Raw genomic sequence first — 26,810 nt, 5'->3', positions numbered from 1 at the left:
CTCAGTGATCGGAATGCGCGTTATCAGCCTGACGCATCCGCGCCAGCGCCCCGGTAATATTGGCTTCCGAGTCGATCAGGAACAACCCGTTGACCACCACCGATTCCCCTTCGCGCAGGCCGCTCGCCACACCACTCTGGCGCTGCGATTCCGCCAGTATGCGGATGGCCTTGGGCGCAAAACGCCCTTCGCTGTCCACGGCAATCACGCGCTGCTCATCACCGGTATCAATCACCGCCTGAGACGGGATCAGCAGCATCTCCTCACTCTGGCTGTTCAGATGCAGATACGCATTCATACCGGGTTTCAGCAATTCATCGCGATTCGCCACCTGGAGACGCACCTGCAACGTGCGGGTGGTCTGGTCAACGCTCGGCAGGATGCTCCATTTTTCGATGGTGAAGCTGTGACCCGGATATGCCGGCACTGAAATGGACAGGTGCGATCGGTCGCTGAGCAATCCGGCAATCGATTCCGGCACCGCAGCGCTGATCCACACCGGGTCCATGCCCTGAATCTGGGCCACCACTTTATCTTTGGAGATATTCATACCGCTGCGCAGGTCAAATGCGGTGATCACCCCATCAATAGGGGCTTTGATGGTGAATCGAGTCTGTACCGTGCGGGAACTGCGCAGACGCTGAATATCCTCTTCCGGCATTCCGGCAAGACGCAGCCGTTCGAGAATGCCCTTCACCTGGGTGGTTGATCCCCCGGTGCCTGACAGCAACAGATATTCGCTCTGCGCCTCCACCCACTCCGGGATGGTGATATCGATCAGCGGTGTGCCCTTGCCGACTTTGTCGCCGACGGTCAATGGGTAGACTTTTTCGACAAAACCCTCCGAACGTGCCTGCACAATCACGAACTGGTAATCGTTAAAACTGACGTTGGCCGGAATGGTCTGGCTATATTGCAATCGCCCTTTGCTGACCTTGATGGTCTTCAGACCGAGGTTCTGCACCAGCACCGGATCGATACGCATGCCCTGGCTATTGTCCGCCTCGCCTTCATCCGCGTATTTGGGTATCAGGTCCATATCCATAAACGGTGATTTACCCGGTTTATCGAATTTGGTATCGAGTTTCATCGGGTCATACCAGAATAAAATTTTGCGCTCCGGCGCTGACGTTTTATTGGCAGAAGGCAGATAATGAAAAGCCGTTGTCACAATCAGTCCACCCATTATCAGGCTGCTGACCATCACCGCCGCGTATTTTAATTTTAACGATGCCATAATTGTTCCTGACAACCATCCGTTAATTAAGAATGACTGACTTTTATTTCCTGGAGCAGTGAGATATTTCCCTGCTGAATAAAAGAAAAGTTAACCGGGCTGCCCACTTTTAACGCGTTGATGCTGTCGTCCTGCGTGGTAAAGGTGAAGCGCATGGTCATGGCCGGCCAGCCAAGCGCCGGGATCGCCTGATGGTCGATAGTGATTTTTTTATTCGCTAAATCAATCTGCTTAATCACCCCCGTGGCGTTGATCACCGGCTGCTGAACCGCCATCTCCGCATGTGACATCATGCTCTGATGCTGTTCACTGGCCTGGGCACCCGCGGCAATCAGTGCCGGAAAAATACCGAATAAAGCCACTTTAATTAACTGACGCATAATATCGACTCCTGAAAAATGTAATGGAAGGATTATTCCGTCCAGCCGCCCCCCAGGGCAGTGAACAGATTGATCTCATTGACCTGCCGGGAATATTGCAAATCAAGTAACGTTTGCCGGGTACTGAATAATGAGCGCTCAGCATCCAGCACTTCGATATAACTCACCGCTCCACTGGCATATAATCCGCGTGCGCGTTGCAGCGTAATTTGCAGGGAAGCAAGGTAACGCTGTTGCGCCGCAATTTGGTTGCTGAGGCTGTCGCGCAGCGCGAGCGCATCGGCAACGTCCTTAAACGCGTTTTGAATTTTTTGCTCGTAATTCACCACCGATTGCTGCTGGCGCACTTCAGCAAGCGTCAGGCTGGCCTGGTTACGACCGGCATTAAAAATCGGGATGTCGATTTTTGGCACAAAATTCCACATGCCGCTGCCTGCGGAAAACAGATTTGACAGGTCATCGCTGCTGCCCGACAAGCCGCTGGTCAGGCTAATCGACGGATAGAACGCAGCCCTGGCCGCACCGATATTGGCATTGGCCGCCATCAGCTGGTGTTCAGCCTCCATCAGATCCGGACGCTGACGCAGGATTTCCGAGGAAAGTCCGGCCGGTAGCCTGACCGGGTTAAGATCTCCCGCTACGCGGCGTTGATCATCCGGCAGTCCCTGCCAGCTGCCCACCACCAGCTGCAAGGCATTGTTCGCCTGTGCCAGTTGTCCTTCCCGGCTGGCAATCTCCGCGCGGGTGCTTTCAATCAGGCCATGCGCCTGCTCCACTGCCAGCACATTGCTGCTGCCGGTAATCAGTTGCTGCTCCACAAAGGCATAAGATTGCTGATAATTCTGTAATGTCTCTTGGGCAATACGTAGCTGTGCAGCCGCCAGTCGCTGACTAAAGTAGCTCTGAGCAACGCTGGAAATCAGCAGAATATGCACCGCGCGCTGGGCAGCCTCACTGGCAAAGTAGTTTTGCCGGTCGGCTTCGCTCAGATTTTTCAATCTGCCGAAAAAATCCAGCTCAAAGCTCAGATCCAGCCCGGCCTGAAACTGTTTTTCCGTCAGGTCACCGCGTTTCAGGCCACCGCTGTAACTCGCTTCACTAGCAGCGTTTAGCTGCGGGTAGCGATCGGCGTTGGTTACCCGGTACTGCGCGCGTGCTTCCTGCACTTTCAACGCCGCCATACGCAGATCACGGTTATTGCGTAGCGCCACATCAATAAACTGCCTTGCCTGAGGATCGGCAAAGAAGGTGCGCCAGCCGGTATCCTGATAGCCTGCGGTAACCGGCACCAGCGTGTTGCGGGAGAGAGAGAATTGTTGTGGCACCGGGAGTTCAGGGGGCTGATATTCGGGGGCCAGCGAGACACATCCCGTCAGCAAAAGCACCGTACCCACCACCGGTAATGTTAATTTGACCATATCGCTAACCGCCAGGGCCTGCCTGCCCATTGTTTCCAGATGATGACGGCGGACACTGTAACGAAGCGACTCTGTTGGCAGCGTGACCCAACAATGACAAAGCTGTCATTTTCGGTCGAAGTCGTTGATATCGTCCTTTGGCCCACTAGAATGGCATCCGATGAGGTGATGGGTGAGAAAATGAAGATACTGATTGTCGAAGACGAGGTGAAAACAGGGGAATACCTCAGCAAAGGGCTGACCGAGGCGGGGTTTGTGGTTGATCGCGCCGACAACGGTCTCACCGGTTACCATCTGGCGATGACCGCTGAGTACGATTTGATCGTCCTGGACATTATGCTGCCCGATGTCAACGGCTGGGATATCGTACGTATGCTGCGTGCCGCCAGCAAAGGGATGCCCATTCTGCTGCTGACCGCGCTGGGCACCATTGAACATCGCGTGATGGGACTGGAGCTGGGTGCCGATGATTATCTGGTCAAACCCTTTGCCTTTGCCGAGTTGCTGGCGCGTGTCAGAACGCTGCTGCGCCGCGGGGCCAATATTATTCCGGAGAGCCAGTTCCAGCTGGCGGATCTCAGCTTTGACCTGGTGTCACGTAAAGTGAGCCGCGCGGGTACTCGTATCACCCTGACCAGCAAAGAATTCACCTTGCTGGAATTCTTTATCCGCCATCGCGGTGAAGTCCTGCCCCGTTCGCTGATCGCCTCGCAGGTGTGGGATATGAATTTTGACAGCGATACCAATGCCATCGATGTTGCGGTGAAACGGCTGCGTGCCAAAATCGATAACGACTTCTCCCCCAAACTGATCCAGACCGTGCGCGGTGTCGGTTATGTGCTTGAGGTGCCGGATGAAGATTAAGCGGCTGCGCCGTCCTGTGTCGCTTGAGATCCGGCTTACCTTCTTTATCAGCCTTGCCACCATTATTGCCTTCGCCACCGCAGCCTGGATTATGCTGCATTCAGTCCAGAATCACTTTGCCGAACAGGACGTGACTAACCTTAAGCAAATCAACAGCACGCTGACGGCCATCCTGAAAAATCCCGCCGAGACAGAACAGCAAAAAGTGGCGAAAATCGACTCCATTCTCGACAGCTACCGTTATATCTCGGTGATGCTGCTCAGCCCGGAAAATCAGGTTTTATACCGCTCGGCAGACGGACCAGACCTGATGTCGCTGGTCCACAGCACAGCAGTGGATTCCGGTGAGGTATTTTTGTGGTCAGACCCGATGGGCGCGCATGCTGCCCACAACGGCAATCGCAGTTACCGGGTGATGGCCACTGCCGTCAGTTCACCGTACAACGGGCACACCAGCACTGACCGGCTGCTGATCGCACTGTCGATTGATTTCCACCTGCACTACCTGGACGCGCTGAAACATAATCTGCTCATCATCGCCTCAGCCATTAGCCTGTTGATTATCCTGATCGTATTGTTTGCGGTTCACCAGGGTTATCTGCCGTTACGCAACGTCAGCCAGCAAATAAACAACATCACCTCGAAAAATCTGGATGTCCGGCTGGAACCGGATAACGTGCCGATTGAGCTGCAACAGCTGGTGATGTCCTTCAACCATATGATTGAACGTATTGAAGATGTCTTCACCCGCCAGGCCAATTTCTCCGCCGATATCGCCCATGAAATCAGAACCCCCATCACCAATCTGGTGACACAGACGGAAATTGCCCTCAGCCAGCCGCGTACGGTGAAAGAACTGGAGGATGTCCTGTATTCCAGCCTGGAAGAGTACAACCGGATGGCGAAAATGGTCAGCGATATGCTGTTTCTGGCGCAGGCGGATAATAATCAGCTGATCCCGGAGCGCGTCCCACTCGATCTGCGCACTGAAACCATCAAGGTGTTTGAGTTTTTTGAAGCCTGGGCGGAAGAACAGCAGGTTGGCCTGACGCTGACAGGCGACGCGGCGCTGGTTCAGGGTGATCCGCTGATGCTGCGTCGCGTCATCAACAACTTACTCTCCAATGCGATTCGCCATACGCCTGCGGGTAAGTCAGTGACCGTCCATCTCCAGCAGCGCGATGCCTGGGTGGAGCTGAGGGTCGAAAATCCCGGTGTACCTATTTCCCCGACGCATCTGGCACGCCTTTTTGACCGGTTTTATCGTGTTGACCCATCACGCCAGAGAAAAGGCGAAGGCAGCGGCATTGGGCTGGCCATCGTCAAATCAATCGTCACCGCCCATCAGGGGGAGATTCACGTCGCCTCCGATGCGGTATCCACCCGGTTTACGTTGTTGCTGCCCCGGATTGAGGGTTGAACACCCCCTCAATATACCAAAGTATAGTTAACAAACTAAAAGCGCAGTATTATCGGGTTCGACTGAAGTTAAAAAAATGAAAAGTAAGTACTGCCTTTTCATCTGAAACAAAGAGAATCATTGAAGGGTTGTAGCCTAAAGGCTACAATGATGAAAAATGAAAACGATAATACACTACGTAACTGCAGAAGGTAGGGACTTATATACCAGTTATTTTAAGAAGTTACGTGATCCGATTGCTAAAGCAAAAATTGCTTCGAGGGTGAACCGGATGGCCACTGGAAATTTTGGTGACCATAAACCCTGCCGTGAAGGTGTTTGGGAGCTTAGAATTGACCAGGGTGTGGGATATCGCGTTTATTACAGTTTGGTTGATGGTGAAGTAGTGATATTACTCCTTGCGGGTGATAAACGCACACAGGACGCAGATATTGATGAGGCAATTTGGTGCCTCAAAGATTTTAGAATGAGGTGATGTATGGCTAAAGCCCGTTTACATGATGATGCGATGGTTGAAATCCTGCGTGAAGACCCAGGTTTCGCTCAGGAATATCTGCACCAGGCTTTTCTTGACATCGATGAAGACGGAGGCCAGGAAGCATTCCTGATGGCATTACGTCATATTGTGGAAGCCAGAGGTGGAATGGCCGTTATCGCGAAGAAAGCTGGCGTATCACGTGAGACTCTCTATAGAACATTATCCCCAGCGGGAAACCCTACCCTAAAAACGTTACGCAGCGTGGTGAATGCGACAGGATTCCAGTTCTCACATCTGGCGAGTGTGTGAAGCAATAATTCAATACAAAGCCAGGTTTCCCCTCTGTAGCGCCGCGACGGGACAATGCTATTGCTCACCAATCTCCCATGCCGGGAAATTCTTTTGAATCATCTCCCCTGCGGCGCTGGCATGGACATGATGTTTAATCTTAGCAAACTCAAAAGCCGGATATTCCGACATGATCCCTCCCTCTTTTTCTTTTATGACGATCATATCGTCCAGGATTGTTTTTCCCTCATCCTCCGTTAATCTGTGTTCCTTAATCAGATTGATAACTTCAGCAGCAAAAACACCCGCTATCTTGCCGGTATTGGCACGCAACAAAGTGCGGCCAAAGAGCGTAACTTCGAACCAGGCATATCCTACATCTTCAACCACTTTATCGCTGAGTTGCTTAATCATCTCCTGTTTATCCAGCAGACCTGCCCTCAATGCTTCCTTAATAAAAGAAAAATAGTTAGTCAGCAGATGACCGTCTTTATCCGGTAAGCCCGCCAGAAAACTTATAATGGTTTTTCCCGACTCACCTTTTATTGTCAGGAATTCAACCCGTTCATTTGCCGGAACATGTCTGAGAAAGAAGACAAAATGGTTAAGTGACATCCCTGTAAGCGCCGCATAGAAGATTTCCGGTTGCGAAATACGTGTTTTAACCGTCAGGAAAGCATTACGAATATCCCTTTGATCTTTTCTTTCATGCAAAAGAGAAAAATGGCTGCCATCCCAGCGCCCTGGGACAGCCGTAAAATATGACAAGGTATTTTCCGGTTCATCGGTCAAAAACTCGATGCTATCCCCTTTATTAATGAAGGAAAATATATCGCATTTTCGTATTTCTGCTATCTCCTGCAGCTCAGTGGCAAAGTACCCTGTGGTGTGCGTCGGGTCGTAAACCACTATCTGGCAGAGATCTTTGTGGCAGGAAAGCACTGCCGCCATGGTATGGTGCATCGCAACGGTGAATTCATGCAGATTTTCCTTAATCATATGTGGGCGAGAGTAAATGAGGAAGGGTTTAATAAAAACCTTATCACTCTGCATCTTACGCAATTCCGAATAAAAAAACTCGCCCCACAACTGATAATCAACCAGATGATTTTCCTGTCCGTAAGCAAGAATCGCTAATGTTCTTTCCTGGGTATTTTCAGATATTTTATTCGCGATGGATCCTGCATCTTGCGTCGATAAACTCAGCGATTTTATAACCTGTGCAACATCAGGTGTATTTGCAAGAAATACATCAATAAAATTCATGGCAAAATTATTGCATTTTACCGGAGTGGCTGAATTTAAAAAAAACGCCGAGTCATCATTAAACTTTGCTTTAACGATATCCAGCCGGGAAATTATCGGCTGAGGTGAGTGCGTATAAAGGGAAGGTTTATCATTGACATTTTTAACGCCGGTAGCAGGGATACTGATCTCGTCTTCCGCTACCTGGTCAATAACAGCCAGCAAAGAACCTTTCGCAATCGATTCTATCGGCATAGTCACTCCTTGATTTTTAGCCTGGGTACAGGAAATCCATTGCCAGAACCTTACTGCTTACCTCCGTGACATGCTAAATATTCCTGCTTTTATCAGGGTAAAATCATGAGTTGTCGCGGCACGATGTCTGCCACATCGCACCGCGACGGTCATTGCTCCTTACGCCATAGTTTTTAGCATATGTTGTGCCAGGCGCAGGCTCAGTGCCGCACCGGTCAGTGTCGGGTTCATACAGGAGGCTGAAGGCATCACGCTGGTCCCGGCAATCCACATATTCGGGTGGTCATGGGTACGGCAATCGCTGTCCACCACCGAGTTTTTCGGATCGTCGCCCATGATGGTGGTGCCCATAATGTGCTGGCGATCCTGATACTTGGTATCGATCGACAAAATTTCCGCGTTCAGCAGTTCGGCGAACTTATGGAAATCCTTGATGCCCTCGTCCTTACCCGCATGCCAGTAATCCGTGACACTGTAATAAATCTCCGGTAACGGAATACCAATCGCATCCTTTTTGGTTTTGCTCGGCGTCACGCGGTTTTCCGGCAACGGCAGCGTTTCAAAATCGATGGCGAAGTTCAGCGAACGTGCCGACTGGCGGCGAATCTCTTCATCGAGTTTTGACCCCAGCACCCCTTTGGCGATCAGCGACGAGGTGTAATCGGCGGTAGGCACGGTGTTACGCACCTTGATCTTGTAGCTGGGGAAATCCTTGCGGAACGCTCCATCACGATTATTGAGATACACCAGCAGCTCGGTCGGTCCCTGTCCTGGCCACACATCTTCCGACATCATCACGTTCATACTGATGCCGGTATGCCCCATCAGATTACGTCCCACCTGATCGGAAGAGTTGGCGATACCGTTGGGATATTTTTCCGAGGTGGACATCAGCAACAGCTTCGGTGACTCAATGCCGTAGGCTGCCAGCACAAAATAATCGGCAGTTAAGTGATGCTCCGAACCGTCCGGTTTTTTGTACCAGACACCGGTAATCTTACCGTCGTCTCCGGCTTCGATCCGGTACACCACCGCGTTATCCAGCAGTTTGGTGCCCAGCCGTTCGGCTTCGTCGATATGCATCGAACCGTCGTACTTGGCGGCAATCGGACACACCGGGTTGCAGTTGTTGTTACCGGCGCACATCGGGCGTTTACCCCACGGCTTAGTCGCGCGGCCGTTCGGCTCCAGCACCGGGTTATAGCCGCCCTTGCCGAGCATTTCTGTCAAGCGGTCAAACATATAGCTGGTGGGCAGACCGGGCATCGGGAACGGTGTGGAACGTGGTGGCCAGGGTTTACCACCCTGACCGCTTTCGTCCTGTCCATCCATGCCGGACACACCCAGCTCATGTTCTGCTTTGCCGTACCAGGGTTCCAGCTCGTCATAGCCGAACGGCCAGTCGCGCCCGCGACCGTACAACGTGTTGAGTTTGAAATCATTGGGGATCATGCGCCACAGCGCCGAACCGAAGTGCCAGGTGGTGCCGCCCACCACGCGCAGATACTTGGTGGAATACTTCACCGGCCCAATCTGTTGCAGATAATCACCGTAGGTGGAAGGGATATGCGGCGGATTCGGATAAGGCGAGCCGACACCCTGCAATTTGATGTTGGTTAACGACATCTTGAAGGGCGAGTTACGAAAGCGCTCGACAATTTCCTGCCTGGAGACGCGTGGACCGGCCTCAAGAATGATCACCGATTTACCCGCTTTCGCCAGTTGGGTGGCAATCAGTCCGCCCATTACGCCAGAGCCGATGATGATGACATCGGCATCTTTATTTTGTGCACTCATGCGCGCTCTCCTGCTGTTGCCACTTTACCCGGTTCTGTTACCGCCCAGAAAAAAGGTCCGCCGCCGTAGGTCGGCACCACCAGTACGTCACGCGTAGGCAGATACATCAGTGCATCGGCGTAGGCGATCAGTTCCAGATCGCTGCCATCACCCACCACCCCGGAATACCAGGCGGAGATGATGGTGCGTGCGGTTTGCCAGTCGGCATTATCCTGGCTGGTCGCAGCAAGGAAGTCGTCAACATGAGAAAAATGCTGCTGTTGCAGCAGGGTATGCAACGCATCCAGCTTTTGACTGAATTGTGCATCGTGCTTTGTCAGCGCGGCATAGTAACGCTGGCCGAGGATCGGACTGACCGAACGGCTGACCAGGAAGCTGGAAATCGCCAGAAATGGATTGTCGGCCATCAGTTCTGCCGCTTGTCCGCGTGCCGGGAAAATGGTGTTGCACATCGCGCCCAGTGAAAGAATACCCATGCCCTGCAGCAACCGACGCCTTGAGAGCGAAATGTTATGCGCCATGATGTTTTCTCCTGCGCGAAATCGAAACGGCCAGCACAATAATGATCAGGACAACCACGGCACCACCCCAGGCCAGCGGCTGTGCCAGTTTGGCAATCAGCGGGGGTTCACCGCCGTTACGGATGGTTTTTACCTGTTCAGGCGTGACGTTAAGCTGGGCGTTGCCAAAGTTTTTCAGCACGTAATTGCTGACATCGGCAATCTGCTGATCGGTCAGACGATCGGTGAAATACGCCTCCGGACCAAAACCAGGCATATCCACCGGCTTGCCATTCACCGTGCGATGCACGCCATAAACAATGGTGGCAATCAGGTTATCGGCCTGCGGTGCGCCGGTGGCGGTGTTGTGGAACAGCGAAGGATAGATAGCGTTGCCTGCACCATCCGGCTGATGGCAGTTGGCACAGGTGCTGCTGTACACCGCCCAGCCCGGATCAGGGTTTGGCAAAGCACGCAGCGCGGCTTCATTGACCGCTGGCTTACCCTGATTATCGCGTGCCGGGAGGCCAGGCTGGCTGACAGCCGGGATCTGGCGCAGATAGGCCACCATCGCGTTGATATCATCATCCGACAGATATTGCAGGCTATGCTCAATCGCTTCGGCCATCGGACCTGCCGCCTGCGCTTTGCCTGCCACATGACCGGTTTTCAGGTATTGCGCGATTTCAGCATCGCTCCAGTTACCAATGCCCGCTTCACGATCCGGGGTGATATTCGGCGCGTACCAACTGCCGAGGCTGCCGCCGGACAGTGCCTTGTCGTTGTTCTGCCCCATCAGCGCATTACGTGGCGTATGGCAGGTATCGCAGTGGGCCAGCGCATTCACCAGATAATCACCGCGATTGACGGCCGCCGATTTACCCGTGTCCGGGGTAAAACGCTGGTCATCAGCGAACAATAAATTCCACACCATCATGCTGGCGCGAATATTAAACGGGAAAGGCAAATCAGTTTGTGCAGGAACCTTATCGTCCGGTTTCACTCCGTGCATAAAATAAGCATATAACGCATGAATGTCGTCATCGCTAATTTTGGCATAGGAGGTATAGGGCATCGCCGGATAAAGATTCTGCCCCTGTTTATTTACACCCGCTCTTACTGCCTTAGCAAAATCCGCCTCGCTATAATTACCAATTCCTGCGATTTTTGATGGCGTGATATTACTCGAAACAATATTCCCCAATGGCGAGGAAATAATATAACCCCCTCCCATTTCTGCACCATGATCGGGTGCGGTATGGCAGGCTCCACAGTCTGCTGCAATAGCCAGATACTTGCCTTTCGCAATAAGCGCCGCAGAGTCGGTCGCATTTTCAGCATGGGCTGAAAATGTGGCAGACAGCAGAATGCTCAACGCGAAAGGCAGACAACCCCGTCTAACCTTTCTTGCCTTCATTTTAATTGCTTCCGGTAAATAATAATTAGAATTGTTGAAATAATGCGCACATCCCGACAGGTATTCCCTGCCGGGATACACAATAACAGACTTTTGCTTACGTTATTTATACACGAACGAAACAAACCTAAACGAAACTACAACAACTCATAATCATTGAACACAATATTTTGATCGCTGGCGGCGGTAATATCGACTTTTCCCGGAGAGGTCAGAAACGCATCACCCGCATGTACCCAAAGCTCCTTAACCCGGTTGGGATGGGCATGAGCGGCCAGCAGTATCCGCCCTTCGGTGAAGAACACCCGGACGCCCGGACCGTGCTGCACATACTCGCCGGTGCTTTCCCCCGGTTTCAGCGTCACCTTCCAGCCTTTCACCGTGGGTTTATCCAGTACCTGCTGAAAGGCGTCACTGGCGGGACGGGTTGCGCCACCAAAATGCTGCGGTCCGGGAATATTGATCTCAAACGCCACCTGATGATTGACGTTATTCCCGGTGTTGGTGACTTTATCGGTCTCGGATTTACCCTGATGGGCACCGAATTTGACATTGCCGCTTTTCATTTCGGTGTTATTCACCGGTTTATCCGGGTATTCGATTTTCACCGTGCTGCCTTCGATATGCGTATTGACATAATCGAGATGTTGTTCATGAAATAAGGTGCTTTGTCCCGGCTGGATAAGCACGCGCATCACGGTGACATATTTGTTTTCCAGGATAACGTGATGCAATGGTTCAAGATGGGTAGCGACGACTTTTTCCGCCGCATAAGTCGGCATTCCCGCGCTGAAGGCAGCAGAAAATAAAGCCGCACACAGCAGCGCCGGACGAATGTTAGCCATAAGAACTCCTTGTTTAACGCATGAGAATATTAATAACCGGACATAACTTATTTATTCGACGATAGTCACCCAATTCGCGCCGGCACCGGTCGGAACGCGCTCAATTAAAGACAGCTTGCCGCTTTGCTGATCGATGGAATAAAGCGCAACCTTATCCGACTTCTGCCCGGACTCGATTAAATAGTGGCCGCTATTATCAATAGCAAAGCCACGCGGCTGAGTTTCGGTTTGCGTGCTGTTAATCAATTGCAGTCGGCCATCTTCTGGCGATACCCGAAATGCGGTGATATGACTGCTGGTCCGTTCGGTGGAATACAGGAAGCGGCCATCGGGAGTGATGTGGATATCCGCCTGCCACAGACGCGGTTTTGCCGATTTGGGCAGATCGTCGTCACCGGTCAATGGGCGCGCCTCGCCGCGCTGCATATCGCGGGCAATAGCCGGAACGAGCGACGGCGTAGCCTCATGCTCGGTCATGGTGCCGTCATTATTCAGCGTCAGGCGCGAGATATTGCCTGCCATCTCGGTCAGCAGATACATGTTTTGTTGTCCGGCCCGATCGCGCTGGGGTGCAAAGACAAAATGGCGTGGGCCGGTGGCGGCTTCGCGCTGGATATTCACAAAAGCGGGAGAATTGGGGCTGGCCTTGCCGCTGGCCGGGTCAAAGCGGAACTGCAACAGCTGATCCGCGCCCAGCAGCGGGACAAACAGGAAGCGGTTGCTGGGATCGGTCTGGATTGCATGCGCGCGTTTACCGGTGTGCACCACCTGCACCGGGGCACTTTCCACTTTACCATCCGCTGCGATGCGGTTGATGCTAAACAGATCGCCGCCATAAGATGACGACAGCAAAAAGCGACCAGTTTTATCCAGCGCCACATATGCCATCGCTTCCGGCAGCGGCGTATCGGCAAAATGGCTGAGTTTGCCGCCATCGCCGATATGCCATGCCGAGACGTGGTATGGCTTGCTGCGTACCGAGACATACAGCGTCTTTTTATCGTTCGACACCACCATCGGCATACTTTTCAGACCGGTCGGATACTCGCCGATCGGTTGCAGATGGTGGTTAACCTTATCCAGCTGATACGCGGTGACGGTACCGCTGTCACCATTCGAGACATAGACGTAGCTCGGTGTTTCCTGTGCCATCAGTGATGTAGCAAAAAGCATCATACCTGCCGCCATTAGCGTTTTTTTCATGGTCTTCTCTTTATATCGTCTGCTCGTTGTAGGGTACAGCGTGCGTTACCAGCGAGTGCTGAAGTGGGCGCAAAGCTCCTGCACCGCTGCATCAGCCAGCGCGGCGGGTTTATCAGTGCAGTTCAGCCACAGGCGCGCGGTTTCTTCCAGCTCCTCCAGCGCGAAGCTGGCGGCCGAGACCGATGCGCCCCAGATAACCGGCCCCAGGCGTTCCAGCATCACACCGCGCACCTCATTCGCCAGTCCGGCCACCTGCTCTGCCACCGCCGGATGACCGGGACGCTGATAACCGATCAGCGGTATGCGTCCCACTTTCATCACCTGATACGGCGTCAGCGGCGGCAGAATGCTGTCCCGTTGCCATACCCCAGCCAGCGTCAGCTGCACCAGATGGGTCGAATGGGTATGCACCACCCCCTGTGCTTCGGGATTACGGTCATAAATCTGGCGATGCAGCAGCAGGGTTTTCGATGGCTTATCGCCGGACACCCACTCACCATCCAGACTGACTTTGGCAATGCGCGCCGCTTCCAGATGACCGAGGCAGGCATCGGTGGGGGTGATCAGCCAGCCATCCTCCAGCCGGGCGCTAATGTTCCCCGCCGTTCCGGTGGTGTAGCCGCGGTTGAACAGATCAGCTCCGACCTGGACAATCTCCTCACGGATCTGATTTTCACTTTTCATAACAGCTCTCCTTTTTTGCTGGTGGTTGCCACAACATCAACGTCGTCAGCAGGGGTGAGTTTGAGGGGTTCGATTTTGCCCATGATGAACATAAAGTTAACGGCACCGAGCACACAGATACCGCCCGCCACCAGCAGCGGCACCACGAATGAGCCGTGACTCAGGGTCAGCATCAGGCCGGTAAAGGAGGCAGTGACAATCCCGGCGAGGTTACCGGCGAAGTTCTGGATGCCGCCGAGTGTCGCCACATAACCGGAAGCCGGTGCCACATCGGCGGGTAAGGTCCAGATATTGGCGGCGGTGAATGCCAGACCGGCATAGGTCAGCGAGAACAGCGTCAGGATCACCGCGATGCTGTCGGTAAAGGCAGCGAAGGCGATCACTGACGACAGCAGCATCCCGGCAATCAGGCAGGTTTTGCGGGCGGTGGTCAGGCTGTAACCTTTACGGTACAACCAGTCGGACACCACTCCGCCTAACAGGCTGCCGGGAATACCCATCAGCGCCGGGATCGCGCCGAGCGTACCCAGTTCTTTCAGGGAGAAGCCATGCGCCATGGTCAGGTAAGTCGGGAACCAGGTCACAAAGAAATAGGTGGCGAAGTTCATGCAGAAGAAGCCGATCATCATGCCCCACACCGTGCGGTAGCGGAACAGCGCACCAATCTTCACATCGGCATTGGCACTCACCGTCGGCGCGGCGCGATCTTCCAGCAGGTTCTGACGTTCAGTTTCATCCAGCCCCTTCATATCCTCCGGCTCACGGTAAAACGCCAGCCAGATCACCACCCACACCAGACCCAGCGCCCCGGTGACCACAAAGGACGTTTCCCAGTCCCAGGTGCTGATCAGCCAGGCCACCAGCGGCAGCGCCAGCGCACTCCCGGCACGCGGACCCGCATCAAAAATGCCGCTGGCGGTAGCGCGCTCTTTTTTCGCAAACCAGTTGTAGACCACCTTGGCGCAACCCGGATAACCACCGGATTCGCCCACACCTAACATCAGGCGGGCCGCAAAAATTGAGGTGAATCCTTTACCAAAGGCGGTAAACACGGTAAATAGCGACCACCAGCCCACAGCCAGCGCCAGTCCGACCCGGGTGCCCAGTTTGTCGATAATGCGCCCCGCCGGGATTTGCAGCAGAGCGTAAGTCCAGAAGAAGGCACCAAGGATCAGCCCCATGCTGACATCATCCAGCCCGAGATCGGCTTTGATATGCGGCGCGGCGATCGCGAGGTTGATACGGTCGATATAGTTAATGGCGATGGCGAAAAAGCAGAACACGATCATCAGCCAGCGAATACGTGGATATCTGCGCATGGTGAATTCCTTTATGATTTATTTATGAGTAACAAGAGGTTCTGCTGCCGCGCGGCGGTCATCAGAGACTGTTTGTTTACCAAATGGGGTGAAAAGTCATAAAACCGTTAATTAAACGTGAGCAGGCCACCCCAACCTGATAACATGAGGTAAAAAGTAAGCGATTACAAAATGGAGTCAAGCCGAAAGTAAGCGCTTTCAAAATTGCAGGGCGTTTGTCTGCGAATTTTGTGGACAAGCTCACTGTTTCAACAGGAGTGACTTGATGAGTGAAAAGCAGAATGGATCTGGACGCGTCTCGCTGGAGGATGTCGCACGCCTGTCTGGCGTCTCCACCGCGACCGTATCACGCGTACTGAATGGCAGCGACACCGTCAAAGCCAAAAGCAAGGCGGCGGTGGAAAAGGCGTGTGAAGAACTGGGATATGTGATTAACCGCGCCGCGCGTACCCTGGCCTCGCGCCGCAGCATGACGATTGGTGCCGTGGTGCCGACACTGGCTACCGAGACTTTCTCGCGTCCGCTGGCAGCATTTCAGCAGTTAATCCACGACGCGGGTTATACGCTGCTGCTGGCCAACTCCAATTTCGACCCTGATACCGAGCTGAAAGAAGTTAACAAACTGATTGAATACGGCATCGATGGCCTGATGCTGGTGGGCCATACCCATCATCCGAAGTTATGGGAGCGCATCAACGCGCAGGATCTGCCCTGCGTGCAAACTTTTTCCCAGGATAGCGAGAAACCCTGCGTAGGGTACGACAGCGAGGGGGCCGCCCAGACCATTGCCAGCCATTTGCTGGCGCTGGGACATACCCGCTTTGGGGTGATTGTCGGCACGCCGCCTTCGAACGATCGTATCTCCGATCGTCTGTACGGCACGCGCAAAGCGCTGGCCGCGCAAGGTCTGACCCTGCCGGAAAGCCATCTGATTGATAACGCCTACAGCATGAACGATGCGCGCAAAGCGGTTTTCCGTCTGCTGGACAGCCCGGAACCGCCCACCGCCATCATCTGTGGTAATGATTTGCTGGCTTTTGGTGCGATGCGCGCCGCCAGCGAGCGCTATCTGCGCATTCCTAACGATATCTCCATCGTCGGTTTCAACGATTACGAATACGCCGAGCATCTGGAACATCCGCTGACCACCATGCGCGTCGATCTGGCGTCGATTGGCACCCACGCGGCGGAATACCTGCTGGCAACGCTGAATAATCAGCCGTCACAACGGCATACGCTGATCAAAACGGAACTGATTGTGCGGGGCAGCAGCGGCTCCGTGCCCCGCGCGGAGCGTTAACTGCGGCTCACCAGCCCAAAATGGCTGAAAACATCCGTCACCGCCGGTGTTTTCAGCCAGGCCAGCAATGTCTCTGCCGCCTCGCGCTGTTGCACCGTAGCCAGCAGCGCCGCTGACAGCGAGATAGGTTGCTGGACCTCCGCTGGCAGCGGCCCGACGATCTCAATCCCCTCCACCATCAGCAGCTCGCTGATTTGCTGCACCGCCACATCCGCCTTCCCGTTCACCAGTTGTTCGGCGGTAAACCCGGCCGGGATCACCGAGCCCCGGGCGCGGAGCGCGTCGTCAATGCCCAGCGTTTTCAGCAGGCCGGAAAAATAAATGCCGCTGGCCCCGGCTTCCGACCACGCCACCGAACGCGCCGCCAGCAGCGACTGCACCAGCGCCTGGGTATCGTGAATCGGCGGCTTTGGCGCACCCGCCAGCACTGCCAGCCCGATTGGCGAATCCACCAGCTCGATGCGGCTTGCGGTTTCCGCCCGTCCGGATTGGGTTAAACGGTCCAGCGTCTCCACCGTGGCGATGACTATATCCGCCCCCTGCCCGGCGTTGATCTGCTGCTCAATCACGGTGCTCGGATGCCAGCGGAACTGCAGCGCGATCTGCGGATACGCCGCCTGCCATAAACGGGCAAGCCGCTCGAACGGCGCACTCAGTGCCAGCGCGCTGTAGATGTGCAAGGTCACCATCATCCCTCCTCACGGGCAAATAACGGGGCGCGACGCAGCAATGATTTGTCCAGCTGATCCGGACGTGTCACGCCAATTAACGCCATATCACGGTCGATCTCGTCGCGCAGAATATGCATGCCATGTTCAATACCCGCCTGTGCGCCAATTACCGCGCCATACAGCCACGGGCGGCCAAGAAAGACAAAATCCGCGCCCAGTGCCATGGCTTTCATCACGTCGGTGCCACGCCGGATGCCGCTGTCGATAATCACCTTCATGTCCCCTTTGGCGGCAGCGATTTCCGCTAAGGTATGCAGTGGCGGCACGGTATGATCAAGCTGGCGACCACCGTGGTTGGAAAGGATGACCGCATCCGCGCCGAGGTCGCGGGCAATAAACGCATCGTCCGGCGACATCAACCCTTTGATCACCAGATTGCCGCGCCATTTTTTGCGGATCGCTTCGACATGCTTCCAGCTCAGTTTGTCGCGTGAATTGGTGTTACGCACTTTGCTGGACATCATCGGCGGCCCGCGTTCAGCATCAGTGTTTTCGAAATGCGGCGCGCCATGACGCAGAAAGGTCTGGGCCACGGTGCCGAGCAGCCAGCGCGGACTTAACACGCTCTGCCACATCACTTTCGGGGTGAGTTTGATCGGCATACTGAAGCCGCTGCGGGTATTGTGCTCGCGATTGCCAAGCATCGGGGTATCGCCAGTGACCACCAGCGTCTGATAACCGGCGCGCGCGACCCGGTCCACCAACCGATCAATACGTGGCTGATCTCCGGCCAGATACGCCTGGAACCAGGCGTTCGGGTTCTCAGCGATCACATCTTCCAGTGGGATCAGCGACGAGGCGCTGAGAATCATCGGCACGTTCATCGCGCGGGCAGCGCGCGCCAGCATGATGTCGGCGCGATAGCTGACGAATGAAGCACCACCCAGCGGCGCAACGCCAAACGGATGGGACCAGTTATGGCCGAACAGGCTGACGCTCTGGTCGCGCCCCGATACGTCACGAAACATACGCGGAACAAAGACATACTGCTGATACGCTTCATAACAGGCCGCGATACCGCGTCCGGTTTCTACCCCACCCGCCACGTACTGATAAATCATATTCGGTAAGCGCTTGCGCGCGTGTCGCTCAAAATCTTCCAAAGCCAGCAGGTCGCGGAAGGGTCGTGGCACCGTATTAGCCGGACGGGTTTGCGCCTGTGGGGTTACCACCGCATCTAACGATGTCGTCTCTCCATGTGTTGTCATATTGCGCTCTCAGCGTGTAAGCGATTTCAAATTGGCACTCAGGTGAATGCATCCCACGCTAATCCTGACAGGAATTGAGTTTTTTTATGTGATCGATGTCACCATACGCGCAATTTTGTAAGCCCTTACATTTTCATATCGCGCAAGTTATGGTGTTGTAGCGACTCAGCGCAACTCTTCCGCGACGGGAATAAAAGATGACAACACGAATTGTTTTACTGCACGCGACGCCGGTAGCCATGGCTCCGGTACAGAACGCGTTTAAAGATAACTGGCCTGAAGCCGAAGTAGTGAACCTGCTTGATGACGGCCTGACCCTTGACCGGGCGAAGGAAGAACAGTTGTCAGCAGCTCTGACCGACCGCTTTGTCGCTTTCGGGCGCTACGGCTTCGCCATGCAGGCACAGGGGATTCTGGTGACCTGCTCCGCATTCGGCCCGGCGATCGACGCACTGGCAGCCAGCGTACCGGTTCCGGTGCTGAAACCTAACGAAGCGATGTTTGAAGCCGCGCTGCAACAGGGCCAGCGCATTGGCATGCTGGCAACGTTTGGCCCTTCACTCGGCACCATGACCCAGGAGTTCGATCACTACGCGTCGTTAATCGGATCCACGGCGACACTGGAGAGCGTGCTGGTGCCCGATGCCATCGACCTGCTGCGTAAAGGCGATGTCGCCAGCCATAACCGCCTGGTGGCCGCCGCCGCTCCTCAGCTCAGCCATTGCGATGTGATTATGCTGGCGCACTTCTCCACCTCGCAGGCGGCGGAAGCGGTGCGCAGTAACATTAATGTACCGGTACTGACGGCCCCCCATGCGGCGGTCGATAAGATGAAGTTGCAGGTGACAGGAGCAGCATCATGTTAATTGGTGTGATTGCAGATGATTTTACCGGTGCCAGCGATATCGCCGTGACCTTTACCAAAGGTCTGCCGGGTGAAGGCGGACTGCGCACCACGCAATATCTCGGCCTGCAACAACAACCGGCATCACCGGATGTTGAGGTCGGTGTGGTCGCGCTGAAATCGCGTTCATTGCCTGCCGCAGAGGCGGTACAGCAATCGCTGGCCGCCTGCAACTGGCTGCTGGATCAGGGCTGCGAGCAGATCGTATTTAAATATTGCTCCACCTTTGATTCTACCGATGAAGGCAATATCGGTCCGGTGCTGGATGCGCTGGTCGCCAGGCTGGACGCGCAACGCGTGATCGTCTGCCCGGCGTTTCCCGCCATGGGCCGCACCCTGTATCAGGGGCATCTGTTTGTCCGTGACCGTCTGCTGAATGAGTCCGGCATGGAGCATCACCCCCTCACCCCAATGACCGATGCCGATATCCGCCGGGTGCTGGCCCGCCAGGCGAAAACCCCGGTGGGTTTTATCAGCTGGCAGCAGGTCGTTCAGGGTAGTGAAGCGATTCGTCAGGCGCTGCATAACGGCGATCCGGCGCTGCTGGTGACGGATGCGATCACCGATCATGATTTAACATTGATCGGTATCGCCGCCGCCGGAACACGCCTGGTTAGCGGCGGTTCCGGTATCGCCACCGCTTTGCCGCATAACTTTATTCAGGCAGGTAAAGCCCAGGGAGGTCAGACAGAACCCCCTTCTCTGCCGGGACCGGGCGCGATTCTGGTGGGCAGCTGTTCGGGGGCCACCCTCGGGCAGATCGCGGAGCACCAGCGCCACTGGGCGGTGCTGCCAATCGCCCTTGATGCCGTCATGTCAGGCGACACAGGGCCGGATGACCTGGTGGCCTTTATAAGCGCCAACCTGGATAAATACCCGCTGGTTTATTCTTCCGGCGATCCCGACACCATCAAAAGCGCGCAGCAACGCTATGGTCAGCACGCAATATCGGCTGCGCTGGATCAGCTGTTTGGCGAAACCGCGAAAAAACTGGTTTATGCAACCGGAATACAACGCCTGGTAGTGGGTGGTGGCGAAACCTCGGGCGCGGTGGTTAGCGCGCTAAACCTCGGCCAGCTGCGGGTCGGTGCTGAAATTGATCCCGGCGTCCCGGCATTATTCTCTGCGGGAGAAAAACCACTGGCGCTGGCGCTGAAATCCGGCAACTTTGGCCGGGTGAGTTTTTTCCAGCATGCGCTGGATAGGCTGGCTGGGAAAGCGTTGATTTGAGATCAAGCATACAAAAAACCCGCTCACCGGGTTTTTTGGCTTTAAAGCGTTGTTATACTCTCCTCGCAAAAATAACCGATAAGCGACATGAGTCGCTCTTAACTTTCTTGAATTGAGAGGTCTATATGGCACTTCATAACTTCACATTGGCCTTGCCCGATGCGACTGCTGAAACCGAGGGATTGGAAGATGCACTGTTTATCGCAGGATGTAGTGATGCCCTGGTTTACTTCAATGGCACATCCGTCTATCTGGAATTCGATCGTGAATCAGACTCGTTAAATAAAGCGATAACAACTGCTATTCGTGATGTTGAAGGTGCTGGATTCAAAGCACAGCTTGAAACAGTGAGTAGTTAAATCCGCCAGCAGATAGATTTTTCTCATATGATTTCAGACTGTTTTTAATATTTATCGAAACCATTAACTAAAACCACTACTCCAGACTTCCCGCCAGCCCGCGTCTTCTCTGTGGATCACAATAAACAACAAGGATCTTTTTTGACAAAACTGACATTAAAGATCCTCGCTAACGTTTGAACTTTCTCACAACAATAAATGATGAATTTGTGCTGCGGCTGTTGAAACGTTGTAATTCACATCAACTTAGCATTAAAATTGCCTCACTACTTACAGGATGTTTCGCAGCGAAAGTTAAAACTAACACTCACCGTGCTTTATTCTACAGCGAGGTTGTGTTGTACTTCTCTGCACAGAAATGTAAGGATAGCGTTCTACCTATAATTGCGTTGTAAAAATTATCGTCACCAAATTTTATTCGTTCAACGACACAGATTTTTTTGGGAGAAGTCCATGAGTGATTCACTTAAGGCGTTAAATAACATTCGTACTCTGCGCGCTCAGGCGCGTGAATTTCTGCTCAGCGAGCTGGAAGAAATGCTGGAGAAACTCACCATTATCGTGACTGAACGTCGTGATGAGAGCCACGCAGAAGAAGCCGCTGTTCGTGAGAAAGCAGAGAAGCTGGCTAAATATCGTGACCTGTTACTGGGCGATGGTATCGACCCGAACGAATTAGTGGGTGCGTTACAGGCAGCGGGTAAAACACGTAGCAAACGCGCGCCACGTCCGGCGAAGTATAAATATACTGACGAAGACGGTCAGGAGAAAAACTGGACGGGTCAGGGTCGTACCCCTGCGGTGATTAAAGCCGCTATCGAAAGTGGTAAATCCCTGGACGATTTCCTGATCTAATTGGCGATCACGTCGATCCTCAAATGATTAAATGTGGGCTACCCTGCCCACATTACTTTTTTACCTGGCTGATTAGGATTATTACCTGCTTTACTCGCGCTGGCGCACATTGTAATGTTTCGGTTAACGAAAGATTGAAGTATGACCGGTATAAACATAAATAGTCGGTGACCATCCATGCATGCGCTGCTTACTTCTCTTAGATTCCCCTCTCCTTTTGACCAGGTTAAATCGCTAAGCCCGTTTCAGGCCGATATCATAAAAACCATTGCCCTGGCGGCGATGTTAGCCGATCACATCAACACCATTTTATTAAATGGCCGCAGCGCGTTACTCTCGGCCATCGGCCATATTGCCTTTCCTTTATTCACCATTATCTGGGCCGCTAATCTGCCGGATGACGCCGTACGGCTGCGTCAGCGCGCCAGACGTCTCTGGTTATGGGCGATGGCAACCCAACCGTTATTCTGGCTGGCGTTTATGATGAAAGGACAATCCTGGCTGGCACTTAATATTCTGTTTGCCTATGCCGGTTGTACGCAGATGCTGAGCTGGGCGTCCCGCTGGGGAGTCAATGGCGCAATGGCCGGGCTGGCGGTGCTTCTGTTGCTGGCGTGGCCGCTGACACCGGCAAGTTACGGCATTCCCGGCGTGGTATTTTGCCTGCTGTGTATGGCTGCCCGCTGCATCAACGCAGTGGCGGAAAGCCGGCTGTTTTTATTGCTGGTGCTGGCGGCGCTGGCCTGGCTGAATACGCCGGGCAGCGGCTATGAGAACACCTTTATGTATGATTTGCTTCCCACGCTGGCAGTGCCGTTGCTGATTATTGCGGCAGTGGCCGCCCTGCCGCATGTCTCAGCCACGCGACTCTGGCCGCGTCGCTTCTTCTATCATGCTTATGCCGGACACCTTACCCTGCTCGGCGTACTGGCGGTGATGCCGGTACGCGTTTAACGGCTGATCTCGCCACCGTACCCCGTTACCGTCAATGACTCCGCGGTGATGTCCACTACCGCAAACGGTGCAGCATCAGGGCCATCCAGCATCCCCTTCAGGGTGATAAAGTCCGTATTTCCGCTACGGGCATAACCCCCACGATGATCATGTCCGGCGAAACACGCGCGCACGCCGTAATCACTGAAAAGCTGCGCCAGCTGGGTGCCATTCCACAGGATATGTTTCTTATGCGGTGCCAGAGGATAGTGACCAAACACCACCACCTGCTCGCCACAGGCCTGCGCATCCTGCAATTGTTGTTCAATCCATTGCCACTGCTGGCTGCCAACGGCACCATTCCACGGCTGTGCCTGGGGTTGTTCACGCGCCACTAAATCGGCCAGCCATAATTCGGCCTGCTGGCGCTCCTCACCCTGACAATAAAAGCTGATGTCATTGCCGTCATAAAACACAAAACGCCAGCCCTGCAAACGGAATGCGTAATAACTTTTCGGCAACGCCGCAGCGTCATTCAGATGTTCGATGATGGTCTGGGCATCATGGTTACCGATTACCACCGCATGCGGGTGTTGCAGCTGCTGATAGAGCGGCAATAACCTGGCGTAGCTTTCCCAATGGCGATCGACCAGATCCCCCAGCGTCACCACAAAATCCAGCGGCTGTTGGTTAAGTTGAGCAATCACGCCCGGCAGCTTGTGCAACGCGTGACGATAGTAGAGGTTGTTAGCGAAGTCCGTCTCCACATCGGCGTACTGTGGATCGGCAATCAAACCAAAGCGCACCCGGGTGGGATCCTGCGTAGCCGGACCTAAGGCAGGCAGTTGATAAAGCTGACTGATGTCACCCAATAATTCACGCTGCTGCGGCGTGAGGGGAACAGGAAAGGCCATGGGTATCACTCCTTAACGAATACCGGCGCGCATAAAGGACTGGATAAACTGGCGCTGGAACACCAAAAACAGGATCAGCAACGGCAAGGTGGTCATCAGTGTCGCGGCACCAATCAGTGCCCATTGCACACCCTGTTCAGGCGCGGAGAACAGTTGCAGACCTACCGTTAATGGCCGCACGCTGACGGAATCGGTGATGACCAGCGGCCAGAGAAAATCATTCCAGTGAAAGCTAATCGACACCAGCGCAAACGCGACATAAATCGGCTTCGCCAGTGGAATATAGATCTTGCGCAGAATATAGAAACGGCTGGCACCTTCGATAATCGCCGCCTCTTCCAGCACCAGTGGAATACTTTTGAACGCCTGGCGCAGCAGGAAAATCGCAAACGCCGAAGCAAAATAGGGTAACGCGATGCCCGTCAGCGTGTCGCGCAGGCCGAGTGCACCGATGGTTTTGTAGTTATTCAGAATCAGCACATCGGGGCTTATCATCAGTTGCAGCAGGATCAAAGCAAACAGCACGCCGGAATATTTCAGGCGGAAGCGTACCAGTGCGTAAGCCGCCATGGTCGCCAGCACCAGCTGGCACACCACAATCATCAGCACCAGCAGGATGGTGTTGAGAAAATAACGACCAAAAGGCGCGGCATGCCAGGCATTGACGAAGTTTTGCAGCGTCAGCGGTGAAAACAAGATGAAACTGCCCTGATCGGACGCCGGATGGATCGCCACCCACAACGCCACCAGAATCGGTAAAAACCACAGCAGCGCGGCCAGCCAAATCGCCAGGTTGAGTAATCTCATTGGTAATGCGCTCGCTTATCCAGCAGGTTGAATTTGATCAGCGCAATCGACGCGAGGATCACCAGCAGCACCACCGTCATCGCTGCCGCTGCTGGCATGTCCCAGTAACTGAAAGCCGTACGGTAGATGTAGAACAACAACAGGCTGCTGCTGTTATCGGGTCCGCCGTTGGTCATGGCGATCACCTGGTCCACAATGCGGAAGGCGTTCATCGATGCGTTGATTAACACAAACAAGGTGGTAGGCATCAGCAACGGCCACTGCACGCGGCGGAAAAAGTACCCGCGCGATGCGCCCTCAATTTCAGCAGCTTCACTCAATCGCGGGTCGATTTGCTGCAAGGCGGCGAGATAGAAAATCATAAAAAATCCGGCTTCGCGCCATACCGAAACCGCCATCAGGCAATACAGGGCGCTACCCGGCTCACCCAGCCAGTTCACTGCGGGCAGGGAAAACACCGCCAGCAGCTTATTCAGCAATCCGAGTTGTGGCGTATAAAAGAACAGCCATAAATTGGCGATGGCAATCATCGGCAACAGAGAAGGAATAAAGAAGGCGGCACGCACCATCGCATTGCCGCGCAGATGGCGGTTAACCGCCAGCGCCATCATCAGCGACAGCACCACCGCCAGCGGAATGGTGATCACCGCATATAACAGGTTATTGAGCAACGACTGGATAAACACATCGTCATCCAGTAGCGCGACATAATTGTCCAGCCCGACAAAGCGAGCTGGATGGCCATTACGCGCGGCACTGAACACACTCTCCCACACCGTCGCCAGCGCCGGATAATGGGTAAACAACAGTAAAAAACCCAGCGCAGGTAATATCAGCAGGTAGCCATACAGCTGCAACGACCAGAATCTGGGGCGAGTGGCCGGTGCCGTGGTGAGTAGTGTGCTCATGGTATGTCGCTTACTGGTACGATTTTAACAGACGATCGGCCTGCTTCTGCGCCGACTCCAGCGCATCAGCCGGGGTCTTCGCCTGAGTCACAGCCGCTTCGATCGCATGGTTCAACGCTTCCTGAATCTGCACGCTGTTGTAGGTCGACAGCTCCGGCTGGGCATACTTCAGCTGCTCGCGGGCAACCAGTGCCTGCGGAACGTCCTTAACATAATCCTTCATCACCGTGGTATCCCAGGCGGCTGGCGATGTGGCGACGTAACCGGTCGCAATGCTCCAGCGCGCGGCCTGTTCAGGAGCAGACACCCAGCGAATAAATTCCATAGCGGCTTTCTGCTGCTCCGGAGAAGCATTTTTGAACACGTAAAGGTTGCCGCCGCCAGTCGGGCTGCCACGCTGGGTTTTCTCCGGCAGCATCGCAACACCGAATGGGAACTTCGCGTTTTCACGCACCCCGGTCAGGTTGCCGGTGGTGGTGACCATCATCGCGGTTTTGCCACTGATAAAATCCTGCGGTGTGGTGCCCCAGGCAATAGCGCCCTTCGGTGACACGCCTTCTTTCTGACCGAGGTCGGTCAGCCATTGCAGCGTTTCGATATTGCCCGGTGTATTGAAGTTCACCGCCGTGCCTTTTCCGTTGTCCAGACGGCCGCCGTTGGTGGCTGACAGTCCCTGGAAGTTCCAGTAACCGTTTGGCGTAGATGGGATCTCGATCCCCCACTGGCTGACACCGTTATTATCTTTGATCACCAGCTTCTTACCGAAATCGACCACTTGCTGCCAGGTCGCAGGAGGCGTGTTGCCATCCAGACCGGCTTTTTCAAATGCCTGCTTGTTCCAGTACATCACCACCGTGGAACGCTGGAACGGAATGCCCCAGACTTTGCCATCAATGTGGCGCAGAAAGGCCGGGTAGAAGCCGTCGATCCATTTTTTCCCTTCAGCATCATTCGCCAGATCGCTGACAGCCACGATGGCACCGGCATCAATCAAAGAATAAGCCTCGATATCGCCAATCACCGCCATCTGCGGGGCATTGCCACCACGAAACGCCGTCAGCGCTTTGGTGACTGTCGTGGCATAGTCACCGGTATAAACCGGCTGGATACTGATTTCCGGATGAATTTTTTCAAAGTCGGCCACCAGCGTATCCACGGTGTGGCTGACCTTGCCGCCGACCGCAATCGGGTAATACATCTGCAGTTTGACCGCGTCAGCGGCATAAGCAGTGGAAACCGTACAAAGCAATAATGCAGAAGCCAGGCGTAAAGGACGGATAGCAGACATGATTATTCCCTGATCAAAAAATG

At 54.2% G+C, this 26,810-nt stretch carries 27 protein-coding genes; 10 read left to right on the top strand and 17 right to left on the bottom strand.

What is annotated here, in order from left to right; all coding sequences use genetic code 11:
• Window position 1: 1 nt before the first annotated feature.
• The 3 genes from HA50_RS21600 to HA50_RS21590 are packed head-to-tail and all read right to left on the bottom strand — an operon-like array spanning window position 2 to window position 3,035.
• Window positions 2-1,237: an efflux RND transporter periplasmic adaptor subunit gene (locus tag HA50_RS21600; protein ID WP_084878900.1), complete on the bottom strand. Its 1,236-nt coding sequence runs from the start codon at window positions 1,235-1,237 to the stop codon at window positions 2-4.
• A 26-nt stretch (window positions 1,238-1,263) separates the two neighbouring features.
• A complete protein-coding gene (gene cusF / locus HA50_RS21595; protein ID WP_084878899.1) occupies window positions 1,264-1,617 on the bottom strand; it encodes a cation efflux system protein CusF in 354 nt (117 codons plus the stop codon).
• A gap of 32 nt (window positions 1,618-1,649) precedes the next feature.
• Window positions 1,650-3,035, bottom strand: coding sequence for a Cu(I)/Ag(I) efflux RND transporter outer membrane protein (locus HA50_RS21590; protein ID WP_084880126.1), 1,386 nt, complete (start codon window positions 3,033-3,035; stop codon window positions 1,650-1,652).
• Between the two features lie 180 nt (window positions 3,036-3,215).
• On the opposite strand from HA50_RS21590, the gene HA50_RS21585 reads away from it, so the two are divergent.
• From HA50_RS21585 to HA50_RS21570, 4 genes are all read left to right on the top strand, one after another.
• A complete protein-coding gene (locus HA50_RS21585) occupies window positions 3,216-3,899 on the top strand; it encodes a copper/silver response regulator transcription factor (protein ID WP_084880123.1) in 684 nt (227 codons plus the stop codon).
• The gene (locus HA50_RS21580) at window positions 3,889-5,319 is read left to right on the top strand and encodes a Cu(+)/Ag(+) sensor histidine kinase (protein ID WP_084878898.1); all 1,431 of its coding nucleotides are present in this window, start codon (window positions 3,889-3,891) and stop codon (window positions 5,317-5,319) included. Before HA50_RS21585 ends, HA50_RS21580 begins: the two co-directional genes overlap by 11 nt.
• Window positions 5,320-5,476: 157 nt before the next feature.
• Window positions 5,477-5,794 carry a type II toxin-antitoxin system RelE/ParE family toxin gene (locus HA50_RS21575; RefSeq protein ID WP_084878897.1) on the top strand — a complete coding sequence of 106 codons (318 nt, stop codon included), beginning with the start codon at window positions 5,477-5,479 and terminating at the stop codon, window positions 5,792-5,794.
• A gap of 3 nt (window positions 5,795-5,797) precedes the next feature.
• Window positions 5,798-6,106: an addiction module antidote protein gene (locus HA50_RS21570; RefSeq protein ID WP_084878896.1), complete on the top strand. Its 309-nt coding sequence runs from the start codon at window positions 5,798-5,800 to the stop codon at window positions 6,104-6,106.
• 57 nt (window positions 6,107-6,163) lie between these two features.
• Here HA50_RS21570 and HA50_RS21565 read toward each other — a convergent pair whose 3' ends face one another.
• The 8 genes from HA50_RS21565 to HA50_RS21530 all read right to left on the bottom strand — a co-directional run bounded on the left by HA50_RS21565 (window position 6,164) and on the right by HA50_RS21530 (window position 15,350).
• Window positions 6,164-7,585 carry a hypothetical protein gene (locus tag HA50_RS21565; RefSeq protein WP_084878893.1) on the bottom strand — a complete coding sequence of 474 codons (1,422 nt, stop codon included), beginning with the start codon at window positions 7,583-7,585 and terminating at the stop codon, window positions 6,164-6,166.
• Between the two features lie 159 nt (window positions 7,586-7,744).
• Window positions 7,745-9,382 (bottom strand): GMC family oxidoreductase, encoded by a 1,638-nt coding sequence (locus HA50_RS21560; RefSeq protein ID WP_084878890.1) that lies wholly within the window; start codon window positions 9,380-9,382, stop codon window positions 7,745-7,747.
• Window positions 9,379-9,903 carry a sugar dehydrogenase complex small subunit gene (locus tag HA50_RS21555; RefSeq protein WP_084878887.1) on the bottom strand — a complete coding sequence of 175 codons (525 nt, stop codon included), beginning with the start codon at window positions 9,901-9,903 and terminating at the stop codon, window positions 9,379-9,381. The genes HA50_RS21560 and HA50_RS21555 overlap by 4 nt, the downstream gene beginning before the upstream one ends.
• The gene (locus HA50_RS21550; RefSeq protein ID WP_084878885.1) at window positions 9,893-11,299 is read right to left on the bottom strand and encodes a c-type cytochrome; all 1,407 of its coding nucleotides are present in this window, start codon (window positions 11,297-11,299) and stop codon (window positions 9,893-9,895) included. The genes HA50_RS21555 and HA50_RS21550 overlap by 11 nt, the downstream gene beginning before the upstream one ends.
• Before the next feature lie 137 nt (window positions 11,300-11,436).
• Window positions 11,437-12,144: a hypothetical protein gene (locus HA50_RS21545; protein WP_084878882.1), complete on the bottom strand. Its 708-nt coding sequence runs from the start codon at window positions 12,142-12,144 to the stop codon at window positions 11,437-11,439.
• Between the two features lie 51 nt (window positions 12,145-12,195).
• Window positions 12,196-13,347: a lactonase family protein gene (locus tag HA50_RS21540; protein WP_084878880.1), complete on the bottom strand. Its 1,152-nt coding sequence runs from the start codon at window positions 13,345-13,347 to the stop codon at window positions 12,196-12,198.
• A gap of 45 nt (window positions 13,348-13,392) precedes the next feature.
• A complete protein-coding gene (gene otnC, locus HA50_RS21535) occupies window positions 13,393-14,031 on the bottom strand; it encodes a 3-oxo-tetronate 4-phosphate decarboxylase (RefSeq protein WP_084878877.1) in 639 nt (212 codons plus the stop codon).
• On the bottom strand, window positions 14,028-15,350 hold the full coding sequence (locus HA50_RS21530) for an MFS transporter (RefSeq protein ID WP_084878874.1): 1,323 nt from the start codon (window positions 15,348-15,350) through the stop codon (window positions 14,028-14,030). Before HA50_RS21530 ends, otnC begins: the two co-directional genes overlap by 4 nt.
• A 265-nt stretch (window positions 15,351-15,615) precedes the next feature.
• Between HA50_RS21530 and HA50_RS21525 the strand changes: the two genes are divergently transcribed.
• Complete coding sequence (locus HA50_RS21525; RefSeq protein ID WP_084878873.1) at window positions 15,616-16,650, top strand: LacI family DNA-binding transcriptional regulator; 1,035 nt, start codon at window positions 15,616-15,618, stop codon at window positions 16,648-16,650.
• Here the strand turns inward: HA50_RS21525 and HA50_RS21520 are convergent.
• Window positions 16,647-17,342, bottom strand: a complete 696-nt coding sequence (locus HA50_RS21520) for a molybdate ABC transporter substrate-binding protein (RefSeq protein WP_244193631.1) — start codon at window positions 17,340-17,342, stop codon at window positions 16,647-16,649. The genes HA50_RS21525 and HA50_RS21520 overlap by 4 nt on opposite strands.
• A complete protein-coding gene (locus tag HA50_RS21515) occupies window positions 17,339-18,589 on the bottom strand; it encodes an alpha-hydroxy acid oxidase (RefSeq protein ID WP_084878870.1) in 1,251 nt (416 codons plus the stop codon). Before HA50_RS21515 ends, HA50_RS21520 begins: the two co-directional genes overlap by 4 nt.
• Window positions 18,590-18,786: 197 nt before the next feature.
• Between HA50_RS21515 and HA50_RS21510 the strand changes: the two genes are divergently transcribed.
• The 5 genes from HA50_RS21510 (at window position 18,787) to HA50_RS21490 (ending at window position 22,891) form a co-directional block, all read left to right on the top strand.
• Window positions 18,787-19,455: an aspartate/glutamate racemase family protein gene (locus HA50_RS21510; RefSeq protein ID WP_084878868.1), complete on the top strand. Its 669-nt coding sequence runs from the start codon at window positions 18,787-18,789 to the stop codon at window positions 19,453-19,455.
• The gene (gene otnK / locus HA50_RS21505) at window positions 19,449-20,723 is read left to right on the top strand and encodes a 3-oxo-tetronate kinase (RefSeq protein WP_084878865.1); all 1,275 of its coding nucleotides are present in this window, start codon (window positions 19,449-19,451) and stop codon (window positions 20,721-20,723) included. The genes HA50_RS21510 and otnK overlap by 7 nt, the downstream gene beginning before the upstream one ends.
• Before the next feature lie 125 nt (window positions 20,724-20,848).
• Window positions 20,849-21,082, top strand: a complete 234-nt coding sequence (locus HA50_RS21500) for a hypothetical protein (protein ID WP_084878863.1) — start codon at window positions 20,849-20,851, stop codon at window positions 21,080-21,082.
• 453 nt (window positions 21,083-21,535) lie between these two features.
• Window positions 21,536-21,937, top strand: a complete 402-nt coding sequence (locus tag HA50_RS21495) for an H-NS family histone-like protein (RefSeq protein ID WP_084878860.1) — start codon at window positions 21,536-21,538, stop codon at window positions 21,935-21,937.
• Window positions 21,938-22,114: 177 nt separating this feature from the next.
• Entirely contained in the window at window positions 22,115-22,891 is a 777-nt protein-coding gene (locus HA50_RS21490) for a TraX family protein (protein WP_084878858.1), read from the top strand.
• Here the strand turns inward: HA50_RS21490 and HA50_RS21485 are convergent.
• The 4 genes from HA50_RS21485 to HA50_RS21470 are packed head-to-tail and all read right to left on the bottom strand — an operon-like array spanning window position 22,888 to window position 26,787.
• A complete protein-coding gene (locus HA50_RS21485) occupies window positions 22,888-23,784 on the bottom strand; it encodes a metallophosphoesterase (protein WP_084878855.1) in 897 nt (298 codons plus the stop codon). The two genes, HA50_RS21490 and HA50_RS21485, sit on opposite strands and share 4 nt — an antisense overlap.
• A gap of 12 nt (window positions 23,785-23,796) precedes the next feature.
• Window positions 23,797-24,591, bottom strand: a complete 795-nt coding sequence (locus tag HA50_RS21480) for a carbohydrate ABC transporter permease (protein WP_084878853.1) — start codon at window positions 24,589-24,591, stop codon at window positions 23,797-23,799.
• Window positions 24,588-25,499, bottom strand: a complete 912-nt coding sequence (locus HA50_RS21475) for a carbohydrate ABC transporter permease (RefSeq protein WP_084878850.1) — start codon at window positions 25,497-25,499, stop codon at window positions 24,588-24,590. Before HA50_RS21475 ends, HA50_RS21480 begins: the two co-directional genes overlap by 4 nt.
• Before the next feature lie 10 nt (window positions 25,500-25,509).
• Window positions 25,510-26,787 carry an ABC transporter substrate-binding protein gene (locus HA50_RS21470; RefSeq protein WP_084878847.1) on the bottom strand — a complete coding sequence of 426 codons (1,278 nt, stop codon included), beginning with the start codon at window positions 26,785-26,787 and terminating at the stop codon, window positions 25,510-25,512.
• Window positions 26,788-26,810: the final 23 nt, after the last annotated feature.

The sequence above is a fragment of the Pantoea cypripedii genome (assembly GCF_002095535.1).
Taxonomy (GTDB): Bacteria; Pseudomonadota; Gammaproteobacteria; order Enterobacterales; family Enterobacteriaceae; genus Pantoea; species Pantoea cypripedii.
This window is presented reverse-complemented; position numbering and strand designations above follow the sequence as displayed.